The organism is Domibacillus sp. 8LH (assembly GCF_038806185.1).
Taxonomy (GTDB): Bacteria; Bacillota; Bacilli; order Bacillales; family Domibacillaceae; genus Domibacillus; species Domibacillus indicus_A.
Map to the genome: position 1 here is coordinate 26,159 of NZ_JAVJNG010000023.1, position 16,479 is coordinate 42,637.

At 41.5% G+C, this 16,479-nt stretch carries 15 protein-coding genes; 10 read left to right on the forward strand and 5 right to left on the reverse strand.

Annotated features, from left to right (window positions below):
- The first annotated feature begins 14 nt into the window (after positions 1 to 14).
- The 3 genes from RG959_RS19245 to RG959_RS19255 all read left to right on the forward strand — a co-directional run bounded on the left by RG959_RS19245 (position 15) and on the right by RG959_RS19255 (position 3,051).
- Complete coding sequence (locus RG959_RS19245) at positions 15 to 164, forward strand: hypothetical protein (RefSeq protein ID WP_342798518.1); 150 nt, start codon at positions 15 to 17, stop codon at positions 162 to 164.
- A 48-nt stretch (positions 165 to 212) separates the two neighbouring features.
- Entirely contained in the window at positions 213 to 953 is a 741-nt protein-coding gene (locus RG959_RS19250; RefSeq protein WP_342798519.1) for a spore coat protein, read from the forward strand.
- 304 nt (positions 954 to 1,257) lie between these two features.
- On the forward strand, positions 1,258 to 3,051 hold the full coding sequence (locus RG959_RS19255; RefSeq protein ID WP_342798520.1) for an acid phosphatase: 1,794 nt from the start codon (positions 1,258 to 1,260) through the stop codon (positions 3,049 to 3,051).
- A gap of 266 nt (positions 3,052 to 3,317) precedes the next feature.
- Here the strand turns inward: RG959_RS19255 and RG959_RS19260 are convergent, their stop codons facing one another.
- Complete coding sequence (locus tag RG959_RS19260; RefSeq protein ID WP_342798521.1) at positions 3,318 to 3,806, reverse strand: immunoglobulin-like domain-containing protein; 489 nt, start codon at positions 3,804 to 3,806, stop codon at positions 3,318 to 3,320.
- 454 nt (positions 3,807 to 4,260) lie between these two features.
- Between RG959_RS19260 and RG959_RS19265 the strand changes: the two genes are divergently transcribed.
- Complete coding sequence (locus RG959_RS19265; RefSeq protein ID WP_342798522.1) at positions 4,261 to 5,130, forward strand: cation diffusion facilitator family transporter; 870 nt, start codon at positions 4,261 to 4,263, stop codon at positions 5,128 to 5,130.
- A 182-nt stretch (positions 5,131 to 5,312) separates the two neighbouring features.
- On the opposite strand, the gene RG959_RS19270 is transcribed toward RG959_RS19265, so the two are convergent.
- Positions 5,313 to 6,290: a metallophosphoesterase gene (locus RG959_RS19270; RefSeq protein WP_342798523.1), complete on the reverse strand. Its 978-nt coding sequence runs from the start codon at positions 6,288 to 6,290 to the stop codon at positions 5,313 to 5,315.
- Between the two features lie 356 nt (positions 6,291 to 6,646).
- Complete coding sequence (locus tag RG959_RS19275; protein WP_342798524.1) at positions 6,647 to 8,035, reverse strand: aminotransferase-like domain-containing protein; 1,389 nt, start codon at positions 8,033 to 8,035, stop codon at positions 6,647 to 6,649.
- Positions 8,036 to 8,298: 263 nt separating this feature from the next.
- On the opposite strand from RG959_RS19275, the gene azlC reads away from it, so the two are divergent.
- Positions 8,299 to 9,009: an azaleucine resistance protein AzlC gene (gene azlC, locus RG959_RS19280; protein ID WP_342798525.1), complete on the forward strand. Its 711-nt coding sequence runs from the start codon at positions 8,299 to 8,301 to the stop codon at positions 9,007 to 9,009.
- The gene (locus RG959_RS19285; RefSeq protein ID WP_342798526.1) at positions 9,006 to 9,338 is read left to right on the forward strand and encodes a branched-chain amino acid transporter permease; all 333 of its coding nucleotides are present in this window, start codon (positions 9,006 to 9,008) and stop codon (positions 9,336 to 9,338) included. The genes azlC and RG959_RS19285 overlap by 4 nt, the downstream gene beginning before the upstream one ends.
- Positions 9,339 to 9,635: 297 nt before the next feature.
- Here RG959_RS19285 and RG959_RS19290 read toward each other — a convergent pair whose 3' ends face one another.
- Positions 9,636 to 9,908: a hypothetical protein gene (locus RG959_RS19290; protein WP_342798527.1), complete on the reverse strand. Its 273-nt coding sequence runs from the start codon at positions 9,906 to 9,908 to the stop codon at positions 9,636 to 9,638.
- Positions 9,909 to 10,249: 341 nt separating this feature from the next.
- On the opposite strand from RG959_RS19290, the gene RG959_RS19295 reads away from it, so the two are divergent.
- The 3 genes from RG959_RS19295 to RG959_RS19305 all read left to right on the forward strand — a co-directional run bounded on the left by RG959_RS19295 (position 10,250) and on the right by RG959_RS19305 (position 12,914).
- A complete protein-coding gene (locus tag RG959_RS19295; protein WP_342798528.1) occupies positions 10,250 to 11,335 on the forward strand; it encodes a CdaR family transcriptional regulator in 1,086 nt (361 codons plus the stop codon).
- Between the two features lie 110 nt (positions 11,336 to 11,445).
- Positions 11,446 to 12,603, forward strand: coding sequence for a glycerate kinase (locus RG959_RS19300; protein WP_342798529.1), 1,158 nt, complete (start codon positions 11,446 to 11,448; stop codon positions 12,601 to 12,603).
- Positions 12,604 to 12,635: 32 nt separating this feature from the next.
- Positions 12,636 to 12,914: a YciI family protein gene (locus RG959_RS19305; protein ID WP_342798530.1), complete on the forward strand. Its 279-nt coding sequence runs from the start codon at positions 12,636 to 12,638 to the stop codon at positions 12,912 to 12,914.
- 375 nt (positions 12,915 to 13,289) lie between these two features.
- On the opposite strand, the gene RG959_RS19310 is transcribed toward RG959_RS19305, so the two are convergent.
- Positions 13,290 to 14,654 (reverse strand): citrate:proton symporter, encoded by a 1,365-nt coding sequence (locus RG959_RS19310; RefSeq protein ID WP_342798531.1) that lies wholly within the window; start codon positions 14,652 to 14,654, stop codon positions 13,290 to 13,292.
- Positions 14,655 to 15,315: 661 nt separating this feature from the next.
- On the opposite strand from RG959_RS19310, the gene RG959_RS19315 reads away from it, so the two are divergent.
- Positions 15,316 to 16,413 (forward strand): tartrate dehydrogenase, encoded by a 1,098-nt coding sequence (locus RG959_RS19315; RefSeq protein ID WP_315690747.1) that lies wholly within the window; start codon positions 15,316 to 15,318, stop codon positions 16,411 to 16,413.
- Positions 16,414 to 16,479 lie beyond the last annotated feature (66 nt).

A 16,479-nucleotide genomic window follows, 5' to 3' on the forward strand; every position in this document is an offset into this window, starting at 1 on the left:
CGGAGGTGAGTTGAATGCTAAAGAACAGAAGTGGAAAAGGCGGCGTGCCGACTGGAGGCAATACAGGCGGCATTGGCGGCGGCCATACTGGTAAAATGGGTAAATCGGACACGGAGTTTTCTACGGAAAACATCGTGAAAGAAGAAAAAAAACAAAAGAAATAATGATGTATCGAGAGCTTTGACATTACACACAATAAAGGGGATGTAAATATGCCATTCGGTGCTCACGAAACATTGGAAGTACATGAAATCCTATTGGAAAAAGTCAATATGATTACCCATTTTAACCTGTACCTGCAGGAAGCACAGGATCCTGAATTAAGGGATCTTATTATGCGCCACCGGCAGGAGGAAATCCGGTCTTATGATGAAATCGTAGCTTATACACATGATTACAATGCGGCAGCGCCTGTGCCTGCGATGACACATGTGAAAGGCGTATCTCCACAAAACATTCAATATGGGTTGAATAATCCTCCGCAGGTTGGGCCGCGTACCGGAGCTGTACTAGGCGACACAGAAATTGCTTCTGCTATGCTTTGCGCGCATAAAAATGCTGCAAAAAATGGAATGTGGGCCGCCCTTGAAACCGCAGATCCTAATCTGCGCCGTATGCTCCTTAACAGTGCGACAAACTGTGCAAACCAGGCGTACGAAGTATTTTTGTTTATGAACAAGCAGGGGACTTATCAAGTTCCTAAAATGAGCAGCCATACGGCGAAAACATACCTTCATACGTATCAGCCTGCCGGACAGGCTTTTCAAAACCAATATTCCGGGCAGGCAGGCTTTAGCGGCCATACGCCGGGTGCAGGCGGGGGAATGAACCAAAATTTCAACCAGGCTTCCCAGCAAGGCAATTTTTACGGGGGATTACAAGGTAACAGAAACGCACAGTATGGCATGAACGGAAACCTCCCAAATCAAGGCATGCAAGGTTATAGTAAATAACGGCAGCAAAATTTGTTAAATCAACCTCCAAGCCGAGGAGAGTAACGTTTTTTACTTTCAAACAGGCTTGTTTATAGATAGCATAGTGTAAAGAAAAAGCCACTCATCAGTCACTATTGTGACTGGCGGGTGGCTTCTTTATGCGGCTTGCGGGCAGTAAACATTCATAAAACATCCATAAAACTTTAATGAAACAAGGTTATTAACTTAACAAAATTCAGATAGTATTTTTATGCAAACAACGAATTGGTTAAGTAGTATTTTTACATAAATTACAAAATGATAAAAAGGATTTGATTGGAGAATGAAATTACTAAAGAAACATGTATCAGCTGCTTTATTAACCCTGCCATTACTTCAAAGTTCTCTGGGTGGAAATTATGCGAGTGCAGAAACAGCACCAGCAAGCATGCCATCAACCGTAACACCGCCAGCACCGCCGTCTGCAGGATATTTTATTGATCACTACAAAAACAATAATGCCGCCAATAAAACGGAAAGTACAAATCCAGCTATTGGGGTGCTGTCTGGATATAATCAGCTCTGGACACCCGGTGCCACCTGGGATTCAGGCACCAAACTGAACAGCAGTGTGCTTGACGCCAACATTCAAAAAGTAGTGGATATGGCTGCGCGGCGCACTCCTAGTGAGGCAGATGCGGCTTATTTGGATGACCGCCGGAAGCAGAGCTATAGCGTCATCGATGGCCTTGGCCCACTTACCGATATCTATCGAACAAATGCAGGAGCGACGACTACTATCAACAATATCCCTGCAGATGCTGTGATAAAAAAATACAATGATGAAGGAACCAATGCAGGCAGCACAAGTTCTAATCTAGGCAACATGGTGAGTTTGGTTAATACATTACGCGGCAGCTATTCTTCCACGAACCCGGCTAAGGAACACTTTAATTATCCCCGCCCGTTTCGCTGGAGCAGCACGTCCATTGTTGTGCCGGCCCTTGTTCCTGCCATAAATCCTGATCCGAGCAAGGACGGCGGTTTTCCTAGCGGTCATACCAATGCTGCTTATTTGACTGCATACGCGATGGCTTATGCCGTACCGGAGCGTTACCAGGAACTGCTTACGCGCGCTTCAGAACTTGGCAACAACCGTATTGTCGCCGGTATGCACTCACCGCTTGATGTAATAGGAGGGCGTACAATGGCAACGGCGCTGGCGGCCGCGATTCTGTCCGATCCAGACAACGAGAGTTTGAAAAAAGCTGCTTATGAGGAAGCACACACTAAACTATTAACCCAAACCGGTACAGCGGAAGACCGGTTCAGCAATTATGACAAGAACAAAGCAGAATATACCGAGCGATTAACATATGGATTCGATCAGATTCATTCAACTGCTAAGCCAATGATCGTTCCTAAGGGAGCTGAAGTCCTGCTGGAAACACGCCTGCCTTACCTTGACAGCGAACAGCGCCGCTGGGTTTTAGCCACTACAGGTCTTCCTTCCGGCTACCCAGTGCTGGATGATGCTGAAGGGTGGGGGCGTCTGAACCTCTTTGCGGCTGCGGATGGTTATGGGGCTTTTATTCATAACGTGACAGTAGCCATGGATGCTTCTAAAGGCGGGTTCCATGCATTGGATCAATGGCGAAACGATATCTCCGGTACTGGAAAGCTGACCAAAAAGGGAACAGGTACTTTAGTGCTGCAAGGAAACAATACGTATTCCGGCGGTACACAGATCGACGAAGGCACACTTGAAGGTGAATCAAAGACGGCTTTCGGAACAGGTGATATCACGAACAACGGGGGTACCCTCAAGGAACATGTTTCTGGAGAGCTGACTATCGGCGGAGATTACACACAGTCTTCCAATGGCTCACTTGAGCTTGACCTTCGCAGCGAAAATGATGTACTTAACATCGACGGAGCAGCCATCCTTAAAGGGAAACTGCGCCTTCATTTTTCCGAGAATTATGTACCTGCCGACGGCACCACGATCATCACTTATGATAAGCGCCATCGTAACGAAGTATTTTCTTCCATTGAGACCGAGGGACTGCCTAGCCAGTACAAGGTAAAGATTATCTATAAGTCAAACAGTGCTCATTTAAAGGTGATAAAAAAATAAACGATCTACACCTTGAAAGCTCCCCTGCCTTTAAGGGAGGGGGAGCAACTTCTTAGAACTTCTTTTTCCAATACCGGGAGCGCCCGTTGCTGGCAAACAAGAATCTGCTTATGGAAACAGCGTAAAACCTTGATTTATCAAGGCTTGACGCTGTTTTATTTTTAGCTTAAAGGGGGTTGGGTGATGATTCTTTCTAATAACAAACCGCAGACCTCATCACCTCAAGACAGGCTCCTACGGCCAACTGGAATAAAAACGTGTAACTATTAGGAGTTTTCCTGCTTTATGACTTTAAAGGGGACAGCAAGGGTGAAACCCTCTTTTTCATGCCCGTTAGGACTAAAGCTGTCAGTGGCTCGATATTTTCCAGGAGTAAGATCATATTCCAATTCATCGGTGAACAGAATGATCCTCGATGATGCGTGTGGATGAAGCACTTTACTCCGTTTAGTCAGGTAATACGATTTACAGGGCACTTCATACCACGTCCCATCAATATTTTTTTCAAGAAGAAAGTGTTCTCGATAGCTGAATTCCTTATTGGTGCTGTTTTGAATCTGAAGAACAATACTGTTGCTGAACGTTGTATATTGTTCTTCTTTCATCGTTAGAGTAATCCCGTCTTTTGAACTTAAAAGTTTTTGTATTCTCGACCTTTTAGTCAGTTCTTCATCTGATTTTTCTTGTCCATGAAAGGAAAACGGCAAAAGGAAAATAGTCATTACGCAAAGGGCGAAGATAAGCTGCTTTTTCACGAGAATCTCTCCTTCGGTTGCTTATAAAAAGGGTATTCATCTCACGACAAAGTATTTGTTTTTTGGGGCCTGAATTATTCAGCCTGCCAGCAGGGAAAATATTTAAAGCGGCTGAAACATCCCATGCCATCCACTATCCTGGCTAATTATAAACTGAATACATCATTCCTGCTTGTGTGAGAAGCAGCTTTTCGGAGATGCTAAAACGGCTTGCTTTCTTAATGTTAAGAAGAAAAAGAAGTGATTAGTCAGTGTTTTAATCAAGAGACAATGAACAGAAACAAAAACACAGAACTGTAAATGTGTTCTTTTTATTACATTTTTCAGATTGTTTGCTGAGTGAAACATTATTTGTACAGGCTTATTTTTGTTAAAAGGGGCAAAAAGATTGCTGTAGACCCACTCAAATTGGCTCTGGTACGATGTTAAAGAAGAAAAGGCCGGAGGAAAGAGTATGGATCAGAAATATCTTGATTTAAAGATGGGGGAACGGGGAGCCATCCTCAGCATCTTTGTATATATATGCTTATCTGCTTTTAAATTAACAGTTGGTTACATAGCGAACTCCGAAGCATTACAGGCAGATGGTTTAAACAATACAACTGATATTATTGCTTCTATTGCTGTGTTAATGGGATTGAAAATTTCTCAAAGACCGGCAGATCAAGACCATCCTTACGGTCACTGGAAAGCGGAACCTGTCGCTTCACTGGTGGCTGCATTTATTATGGTTGCCGTAGGCCTTCAGGTTTTGTATACAGCCGCTTTATCTGTTTTTGAACGTACAACTGAAGCACCTGATCCTATTGCGGCCTGGACAGGCCTTTTTTGTGCGGCTGTCATGTATGGGGTATACCAGTATAACCGGAGATTGGCACAAAAAATCAGAAGCCAGTCTGTGATGGCTGCAGCGAAAGACAATTTATCCGATGCCTGGGTCAGCATCGGAACAGCAGTCGGTATTTTGGGTTCTCAATTTGGTCTTCCCTGGCTGGACCCTGTCGCAGCCGTTGTTGTCGGCCTGCTTATTTGCAAAACAGGATGGGGAACCTTTCGAGAAGCGTCTCATGATTTAACGGACGGCTATGACGAAAATCAGCTCGAGGTCTACAAGAAGTCGATTTTTGAAATTCCTGGGGTAAAAGGAATTAAAACGATAAGAGCAAGAAAATACGGTAGCAGCTCTGTAGTTGATGTTGTGATTTTGGTTAGCTCTACTTTAGGGATCGGGGCAGCTCATGATATTTCAGTGGATGTAGAAGATGCACTGACGAAGGCACACGATGTGATTGAAGTACATGTGCACGTAGAACCTAATTACTGATGCGGCTTCTTAGACATTAATTTAAGAAGTAAAATCGTTTCAATATTTTACAAAAAAGAAGCAGAAAAAAATACTTTGATGCTGCTAAAGTACAGAACCCAAAGAGGCAAATGGTTTTTCATCCGCCTCTTTAGGTTCTTTTTGTTGTAGAAAATAATGATGTTTAGTAAAAGTGTTTGTTTTTATTTTGTTTCTTGAACTTGTTTGCGGCCCGTATTCACTTCGATTGTGCGGTCCTGTTCCCGGCCAAAGCCATCAATCTCCAAGCGGTCCTTGAATACTTGGATGACAGAGTACGCGTTAGTATCAGGGGTGTCAAGCATGCCCTGGAAGTTCACATAGGAAATTCCGTTTTTCTCGCTGTAGTTGCCCGCATGATTGTGACCGTTAAAGTAAGCCACTACATTGCCTGCAGACTCCAGCTCCTGTATGATTTCAGCGTCATTCCATGCGTTATGCTCGTTGGCAGGGTACACTGGATGGTGACCGATCACCACGACTTTTTCATGCTTTTGAGCGGATTTTTGAAGAACGTTATGTAACCATGTCATTTGTTCGGAGCCTACGCCGCCATTCCAGGTCTGGGCATTTGCTGCGCCCGTCGCTTTTAGCCCATTATACATTTGCTCGGCTTGCTGATATTTCTCGGAACCTGCTTCATTTGCATAAAAGCTCAGGTCATTGGTGTCTAACACGATAAAACGCCAGCCTTTTTCGGCAAAGTCATAATATTGATTTTCCATACCTAAAATGTCAATCACTTCATCTGTTGGTACTGCGAAGTCATGGTTGCCGAGCACACTGTATTTAGGACCTTCAATTTTGTTGAAATAAGGAAGAATCGTATCAAAGCTCTCCACGTTCCGGTCGATGATATCACCTGTCTGGACAGTGAACGCGAGATTATGCTGATTGAGTTCAGCCGTTGCTTCCTGCAGCTTGCTGATTGAATTCCGGTAATAACGTACGCCTGCTGTATCACAGTCACAATACTGGACGTCCGCAATCAGCCCGAATTCAAAAGAAGGCTTTTTGTCTGTCTGTTCGTTTCTTTCGGCAGATACAGACGTTGAAGCAAATAAAGATAATCCTAATGCGGCAGAAGCACCCATAAACATGAATTTTTGTGCCATGCCTGGTTTTCTGGATTCGATTGACATTTGTGATTCTCCTCTCATTTTTCAACTGACATGTCTATCATAATGTATGAAAGGGAAGAAACTGATAAATTTACCCAATCTTTAGAAATTATTAAAACGTTAATATGTGATTTACAAAGTGTTTAATTAACACTTTAAGAAGATAGGGCGGTCCTTTGCAAGCGAGGCTTATAAATCCAGATGATCAAACTGATATCAAAAAAATTTTATCAAATAGCGGCAAGGCCTGTTAAAAAATACTTACCCAGCCACATCAAACGAGTGTCCAAAAAGGACAGTCTCCAAAATAAAAAGCAAAGCTTGAAGTACCAAGCTTTGCTTTTTATTTTGGGGGCTTATGTTAAAGAATGTATCACTTAGTTTAGATACTGGGTTAAGATGTCTAATCCTGTTTTTAACTCATCTAACGAGTTCGTAGAAGAAAGCGCAATACGCAAATACTTATCAGGTGTAGTCTGCCCGCTAAGAAAACGATCAGAATGAAAAGCTCGTACTCCATTCCTCTTCAAATCTGTTTCCAGCTGCAGGGCATCGTGATGTCCTTGAAGAGGGAGCCAGCGATAAAAACTAAGTCGATGTCCAACATTCTTTTGTAATGGGAAATACTCCAAGTACAAATCATTTGCGGCCTGCGCGAGCCGTTTCTTTTGAGAAATAATGTCGTGAGCCTTGCCGGATAAAATAAGCTCTGTCACAACTTCTGCATCTAAGGAAGAGGTTTTTACGTTAACGTTAAAAATGGCCTGCAGTATTTTCTGGCGAAATGGATCACCAAATACTATATAGGCGACTCGTAGGCCGGAGCATATGCTTTTAGAGGTTCCACAAATATAAACACTTTGTTCCGGGAGTAAATTGAACAAAGGCTGCTGATAATCAGAAACAATTCCCGCTGTCATAAAAGCATGAATATCGTCTTCAATTAAAATTAACCGATGCTTGCGGATCACGTCCGCCAACTCGTGCTTTCGGAAGTCGGACATCATTACCGTAGTCGGATTGCTGCAGGAAGGCATAAGAAAAATACCGTGTATATCAACTTGGCGGCACTGTTTTTCCAATTCATCTGGCAGCATTCCAAACTGATCACCTGGAATAGGGATTAGTTGAATATGAAGCATTTTGGCCAGCTCAATAAAATTGGAGTACGTGTATAAATCGGTTGCAATACGATTACCCGGCTCAAATAGTGCTGTTAATGCGATGGCGAGTGCATTCTGTGCACCTGATACAATTGCAGTATGTTCCTGGTCTGCACGAATGCCGAACGATTCCATCCAGTTCAGCCCAGCCGTTTTTTGATGTAGAATCCCCGTTGGGTCGTTATAATTCAGCAGCTGATTCAAATACTTTTTCTCGGTCACTTTTTGAATGGCTTCTGTTACGATCTCATTGGTCTGTTCAAAAGAAGCGACAAAGCCAAGGTCTATCCAATTTGTCGTTTCATTCGCTGAAATGGCAATAGAACGGGCAGCATTTGGCGCGACAAAGGTTCCGCTTCCCGTGACCGCGTAAATCAATCCTTTTCGCTCACATAATGTGTAAGCGCGGGTAATCGTGGTAAAGTTTAAGTCCAGAAAGTCGGCTAATTCCCGCTGGGGAGGCAGCTTGGTACCTGGGGCTAAAAAGCCGTTTACAATATCCTGCTCAAGCAGGGATGCGATTGACTGATAAAAAGGACGTTTTAATGCTTTTTTATCCGGTTTCCAGGACATTGGGTAATGTTCAAATGAGTTTACGGGCATACAGCACCTCTTGTCTTTTTGTTCCATACAATCATATCATGAATTGTATGGAATTCTAACAGGGAAGAGCGTGATTTAAAAAAGGGAGCCTATTGAAATATCACGCGATAAAAAGAAAAACACCATGCTAAAAACCGTTATTTCACTAAAAATAACGGTTTTTACTTGTTTAAAGATAATTGTAATCCATACAATTATCTTGTTTTTTGTATGGATTTACTATGTTACATTAAAAGAAATTCAGCTATTAGGAAGTGAATGATATGAATAGAAAAAAAACGATATGGAAAGCACTTCTTGCGGCTTTTCCCTATACAGTTCCCATTTTTGCCGGCTTTTTATTTTTAGGAATTGCTTATGGCATTTACATGAATTCACTAGGCTTCAGTGCCATTTACCCGATCCTAATGAGTCTATTTATATTTGCAGGTTCCATTGAGTTTGTGGCAGCCAATCTTTTGCTTGCAGGGTTTAACCCGATGAATGCACTGTTTCTCACTTTGATGGTCAACGCGCGGCATTTATTTTATGGTCTTTCCATGTTGGATCGGTACAAGGGAACTGGAAAAAAGAAGTTTTATTTGATTTATGGCCTGTGTGATGAATCTTTCTCGATCAATTACACAGTGAATGCTCCAAAAGAAGTAGACAAGGGATGGTTTATGTTCTTCGTCACAATGCTGAACCATTTATATTGGGTCGTGGGAGCAGCGATTGGCGGTATGTTTGGCTCTCTTGTTCAATTCAATACAGAAGGTCTTGAATTTGTCATGACGGCTCTCTTTGTTGTGATCTTTATTGAACAGTGGATGAAAGAGAAAAAGCATCATAGTGCCCTTGCAGGACTTGGACTTTCAGCTCTCAGTCTCATGGTTTTTGGCGGAAGCGACTTTATTATCCCGGCTATGATTGCGATTTTAAGTATACTGACTGTTTTTAGAAAACCTTTGGGAAAAGTGGAGGTAGCAGCATGACGATGAGCTTAGCACAGCAGATTATAATGATTGCGATGGTTGTATTAGGAACCATGCTGACAAGGTTCCTTCCGTTCATTCTTTTTCCAGCAGGTAAACCTACACCGGCGTATGTTCAATACCTCGGCAAAGTGCTGCCGTCAGCTGTTTTAGGGCTTTTGGTCATTTATTGTTTCAAGGATGTGCGTTTTCTATCCGGCAGTCATGGCATTCCTGAACTGATTGGGGTGGCAGTAGTGGCCTTGCTTCATTTCTGGAAAAAAAAGATGCTTTTATCCATGGCGGGAGGAACAATTGTTTACATGTTTTTGGTTCAATTGGTTTTTTAATGAAAAAGAAAAGACTTGGCAGGCTTCTTCCGGCTGTTATAGGCGGTCTATGCGGATATGGAGTATGTGTTTAGTATATTCCGGAAGAAAATTGCCTTCAGTCTCATACAGATTGAGCTAACAGCTTCGCAAAGAGGCAAACCTTGATTTCAAGGTTTGCCTCTTTCTTTTGCAGCAAAAACAAATGTGGATTCTTTTCATGAAGCAGAATGAAGCATCGAAATAGAAAAAGAGCGCTCTGTTACTTATTTCGGGCATTTAAACGTTGTACCGAGCACAATAAATACAGGTCTTTTATCAATCTTCTGAAGGACGAAGCTGCTGCAGCTGCTCTTTATTTTGGTTGAGCTGTTCTTGAAGCCGGTCAATAGGCTCCTGATGCTCACTGTTTTGAAGCGCATCGTCAAGCGCATTGTTTGCATGTTCAAGCGCATTTTGGACTTGTTGAATCGTTTGCTGAGTAGGGTGCGATTGAGCTTGTTGTAAAGCCAGCGTTACGTTATCTACAGAATTGTTCAATTGTGTAATCACGTTTTTATTTTTCCAGCTCATTCCTGTATGTTCTGCCATAGCAAGTCCTCCTTTCTCGTATTAAATAATCGTACTCCTGTAGCATGGAAAAACCATTCCTTTTTTATGCATAGGCTAATCGAGAGGCTGAAAATGGCATGGTGATATAGATTTCTACCGAACTAGAAAGTGTGCTGCCTGTCTTTAAAGCCGTCTTTTCGTACATAATGAAGACCTGTCTCTGAACAAGTTTTAAAGCAGTTTGGTAAAGCGGTGAGCAGGTTTAAAAGATGAAGCAAGAAAGGTGCATGACACGAAATAAATACACTTGAGACATTCTCTTTCTCCGAATGATAAAATGAAAAAAGAAACCCAATTCATTATAGAAGGAATAGATAAAGATGAAAGAACATTTTCAGATTAGTCCTTCTTTAGCTCAAATGATTGTAGATGCGGCAAAAGAAGTGATTGGAAAGGATATAAACTTTATTCATCTGGATGGAAAAGTGATTGCCAGTACGGATTCAAGCCGAATCGGCTCTTTTCATGCTGCGGCCCTTCAAGTGCGGGAAACAGAAAGTGTGATAGAGGTTTCAGAGAACGAGATGTTTAAGGGCGCAAGAAAAGGCATTAATTATCCCGTCATGATCAATCAGAAATTGCTTGGTGTGATCGGCATATCTGGAGATCCGGAAGAATGCAGGTCATTGGGATTTTTGCTGACCAAAATCACAGAGGTGTTAATCAAGGAACAAATGATCAAAACGGCTGTTCAATCTTTAGATGAATTACGCTCTTCCATTGTTCGCATGCTTATTTTTGAAAATGAAAAAGAAGATACTTTCATGAATGAACACCTGCAGCCATTGCAATACGAATTAGAAGAGAGAGCGTTTGTCGCTGTTATTCACCTGCAAGGTTTAAATAACGCCTCGTCACTCTCTGTTAAAATGAAGGGGATGTTAATCGAACAAGGCATTCAGCTTTTTACTTACTTATTCCCCAGCCAGTACGTCTTGATTATGAATGAGTCACAGTATAAAGCAGCGCTACAAATTCTTCATACCCGTTTCCGTTCTATGGATGTAAGCTGTTCGGTAGGGATAGGCAGCCTTGGCGTTATAGCGGAGCTCACAGAATCCTATGCCCATGCAAAGCTTGCCTTAAAATACGCCCTTTCAAAAAAGGAAACGGTATGCGAATACGAAAAGCTGGATTTAGAAATGATCATGGAAAATATTGATTCCCATATAAGAAATGACTATACGGTAAAACTTATCGGTAACCTTTCAGAAGAGGAAATAAACCTTTTACATACTTATTATCGCCATAACCTCTCGTTGAAGAGAGCAGCTGAAGAACTATTTATCCATAAAAACACGCTGCAGTATCGTCTTGAGAAAATTGCTGAAAAAACCGGGGTAAATCCAAGAGACTACCATGATTCTGTGAAATTGTATATTGCTCTTCTGCTTCAAACTCTTTAGGTTGAAGCTTTTGTTACAGATAACAAAATGATTCTGAATCCTTTGTTATCTGGACTATTACATCCTTGTGTTTCTTTCCCTATACTTAATGATAAGTAAAGGGGGTTCTAATGATGAAAGTGTTAATTGCCATTGATTCATTTAAAGGAAGCATTTCTTCTATTGAAGGCAGCGAAGCCATTTCTTTAGGCATAAAAGAGATCTATCCTGAAGCAGAGATTGTAACACTTCCATTAGCGGATGGAGGAGAAGGTACCGTTGAGGCGTTAGTGCAAGCAACAGATGGGAAACGAGTCGAAAAAGAAGTAGCAGGGCCTCTAAAAGAAAAAGTACATGCAGCCTATGGGATTTTGGGTGACGGGAAAACAGCTATTATTGAAGTGGCTGCAGCTTGCGGTTTGCCTCTTGTTCCTGACAGCCAGCGTAATCCACTCCTTACCACAACGTATGGCGTTGGGGAACTTATTTCCGATGCCATCGAAAAAGGATGTCGTGAGTTTGTCATTGGGCTTGGTGGAAGCGCTACAAACGATGCAGGAATTGGCATGCTTCAAGCCTTAGGTTTTCGCTTCTTGAATCAACAAAATGAAGAGGTTGGATTGGGTGCACAGGCACTGCATGACATTTGGAAAATGGATTTGAGCCAGGTACACGCGAAATTAAGAGAATGCACCTTCAAAGTCGCGTGTGATGTAAATAATCCACTTTACGGGCCGAATGGCGCTGCCTATATTTTTGGGCCGCAAAAAGGCGCTGCACCCGACATGATTGAACAGCTTGATAAAGGACTTAAACATTTTGCAGAAATTGTTCTTCATGCGCTGGGCACCGACATTCATAACACTCCGGGTGCAGGAGCTGCCGGGGGATTAGGCGCTGCATTTTCAGGCTTCTTAAACGCACATCTCCAATCCGGAATCCAATTAGTATTAGACATAGTCAATATGGAAAAGAACATGCAGGGTGCTGATTTCGTGATTACAGGTGAGGGAAAGTTGGACGGACAAACATCGATGGGAAAAGCTCCCCTTGGCGTAGCGCAGCTTGCCCAAAAGCATAAGATCCCGGTTCTTGCACTTGCAGGCGGTGTAAATGAAGAAACAGCAGTATTAAATAAACTTGGCGTCACTTCTTATTTTTCCATTGTGAATGCACCGATGACGCTGGAGGAAGCAATGGATCCAAAAGTAGCGTTCAACAACTTAAAATCAACGACCAATCAATTATTCAGGCTGCTTCAAGCAGTTCGAACAGGTGTAAAAATGTAACCGGTTAAAGTTCTGGAAAGGATGATCATAAAATGAGATATTTTGCGGTTTTTTTGCCTATGTTGAATGAGGAAAAGAGTCAGGAGTATCGTGTGCAGCACCTTAACTATTTAGAAGAAAGACGTCGGGAGGGAAAAATATTTGCCAATGGCCGATTTGCTGACGGTGCCGGGGGATTGGTCATTTATCGAGCCGGCTCGCTGGAAGAAGTGGAACAAATCGTGAAACAAGACCCGTATGTGATTCAAGGAGCAAGAGGGTTTGACATTCACGAATGGGAAATGGTAAGCGACGCACTGCTTCCTTACTGAGGTGAAAAGAAGCGCTATTAACAGAAAACTCTCAAGGGAAAAAAGCCTCAACGAATATGAAAATATTCGTTGAGGCTTTTTTATTAAGCTTTGTTATACAATATTCTTGGCTTTCTTGTTAATCGAACGGGACGGTTTGGCTTAATCCTGTATAACCTAAACAATGAAAAGAGAGAGATCGAAATATAGTACAATGAGAGAATACAAAATTTAATCGGAGCGTAGTTAAAATGTTAATGACGCAAAAATTAATGTCTCTAAAGGTAGATAATGAATCATGTTGCAAAAAGATTTACTCGACCAGCCTGGTGCATTGCCGTATTGATTTGAGCCATGATATAGCAAACTACAAAGAATGCTTAAAAAGACTTTTTTCTAAACCGGCAATGCCCCGGTTAATGTATAAACACCCAGGTATATAAATACAATTGGCCAGGCATACAATATATACGTTTTTTGAAAGTTTATAAAGTTTGTCTCCGTAGAAGCAACTAACATATATAGAGCTGGAATAACGGGTGAAATTAAACGGAATGCCTGTCCCACCATGGAAGCTACAGCCGCTTCGCCAGCGGAAATTCCGTACTGCCCCATAACATCTGCCATAACGCCTGCAATTCCAAAGTAGAAAGCATCCTGCGGTAAAAATGTAATGGCGGGTGCTGCAATTAACGCGTAGATAGGTGCCATATTTGAGCCTAATGATTCTGGGATCATAGCGGTAATAGATGCTGCTAAAGCAGTTGACATTCCACTGCCTGTTAAAACGCCAGAGAAAACCCCGGCGGCCAAAGTAGCCAAAGCGGGTGCTAAAGAATCTGCTGCCAAGTCATCAAGCCGTTCGTTAATAAGCTTTGCAGATTTATAGTTTACCGTAAGGGCAATTGCGGCACCTATACCAAATAAAACACCGCCATGTGCAAGATCCATCACAAGCATCACTAAAATAACCAGCGTTAAAATCAAATTAAACGCATATAGTTTAGGTCTCTTTAGTTCAGGATCTTTTAAACGAATTGCGTTTAACATGCTTTCCATTTGCTCTGGGGAAATATCTTTAGCGGTCTTAGGATCAAAGTTTAAGCGTTTTCTTTCTTTTATACCGATAAAATAAGCCATAAAGATGGCGAATACTTCAGCAACCAGCATTCCTGGCAATAAGTCTGCAAACAATTCGCTGATACTTACATTCATGGCTGTGGCTGCAGCAATGGTCGGGCCTCCCCATGGCAGCTGATTAAAAATGCCAATAGGGGTCACAATAATGACAGCTAAATAAATCAGCTTAATATTCATTTGTTTATAAAGATGAAGGAAAGCAGCGACACAAATAATAATCGTTGTAGTCGTATCACCATTCATCGTGACGACTGTCGCCGTTAAAACGGTTGCTATTGTCACTTTCAATGGGTCCCCTTTTGCTTTTTTAATAAAGAATTCACATAAAGGGTCAAACAAACCGACATTAAGCATGACACCGAAATACAACACCGCAAATAAGATCACAATAGCGGGTGAAATAACCCCGGTAGAAACTTCTCCTGTTTCTTCATCTACACTAAATAAAATACCTTCTTTAATCCATTCGAAGAGATCCCAAAAGGAAGCACCCGTTGCAAAGGTAGCGATGGCTCCAAAAACAAATGGAACAATGGTTAATGCCCCGAATACAGTTAATTTATTTTTTGAGAGAAGTACAATGAATACAGTGATCATTAATAATGCTAAGACTGTTAACATACAAACCACCTCCTGTAAAAGTAATGAAACCAAATTATCTGCCATTTTTATTTCTAAACTGCTGCTTTATATAGAATAGTCTGCAAAAAAAGAAATGGTAGCGCATACAAAAATGTTCATCCCTTATGATAATACGAAGAAAAATTGTATCATGCAGGAGAATAAACTGAAAGGGCAATGCTGCTTAAATGATTTCTCTTCACCTGCACCACTGTATTGTCTGATGGGTCTTTTCTCTAATTTCCAGGTTATCCAGCTTAAGAATGATCATAAATGAAAAATTAATCTTTTGGAAGCGCATCCAATAGTATCACCCCTTTATTTCTAAATCAAATGATGCAAGGAAACAAACCAATAGAATTTCACTGATCAAATTGTATGTTAATGTATACGTTAAGTCAATAAGTTTCTGAATATTTTATTTTATTTCAAAAGATATAATTGAATTAAATAAAGATAATCCCTTCATTTATTGAAAATATATTGGTTTTTCTGGATTTTCAATTTTTGTTTTGCGTGTATATAGAAACAATAAAGAGTAATTCAAAATTGTCAGAAAAAACATTGACATTAACGTATACGTTATTTAATATAATGACTATAAGATTCACATTAAGCTAAGCCAATTAAATTGGCAGAATTAGTAGAGGAGGATATTTTAATGAGCGAAACAAAAAAAATCCGTTTAGCTGTTATTCCGGGAGATGGAATTGGTACAGAAGTCGTTGAAGCTGGTCTTCGTGTAATGAACCACTTAGCAAAAAATTCTAACGGTAAGTTCGAATTTGAAAGCGATTTCTTCCCTTGGGGCTGCGAATACTATTTAGAACATGGAAAAATGATGGATGAAGATGGAGTAGAAAAATTAAGAGATTATGATGCGATTTATTTTGGAGCGGTTGGATTTCCTGGAGTACCAGACCATGTTAGCTTATGGGGCTTGCGTCTGGCAATCTGCCAGGGATTTGATCAATGGGCGAATATCCGCCCTATCGAATTTCTACCTGGTGTTCCAAGACGACTTAATCACCCAGACGTGGATTCTCTAAATTGGGTATTGATTCGTGAAAACTCTGAAGGAGAATATTCAGGAATCGGGGGCCGGAATTTCTCCGGGCGTGGACCTGGAAAAGAGGTAGCTGTGCAATCCGCTTTGTTTACAGAACATGGCTGCGAACGTATTATCCGTTATGCCTTTGATCTTGCACGGACACGCAAAAGAAAGAAAGTAACGAGTATTACGAAAAGCAATGCCCAGCAGTATGGGATGGTACTCTGGGATGAAGTATTTGCCCGCGTAAGCAAGGATTATCCGGATGTAGAGACGGATCAATGGCTTGTTGATGCAGCGGCTGCACAATTTGTATTGAAACCTGAGGAACTAGAAGTTGTGGTTGCTTCTAATTTGTTTGCAGATATCCTCTCTGATCTAGGCAGTGCTCTTGCAGGAAGTTTAGGGCTGGCTGCCAGCGCAAATATTAATCCTGAAGGAACTGCGCCAAGTATGTTTGAATCCGTTCATGGATCAGCACCTGATATTGCAGGACAGGGAATTTCCAATCCCATTGGAGCCATTGGAAGTGCCGCGTTAATGCTGGATCATTTAGGACTAAAAGAAGAAGCAGAGCTTATCAACAAAGCTATTGCCGAAACGACACGCCAGGGCATTCTTACTCGTGACCTGGGAGGAACATATAACACAAGCGAAATAACGGACGCTATTATCGAAAATCTGTCTAAAGTTAAAACAGAAGTATAAAAAGCAGGCTGGGAGGTTTTCTAAAAACTCCCCAGCCTTTTTATTTTTTATGATCTTAAAAATGTT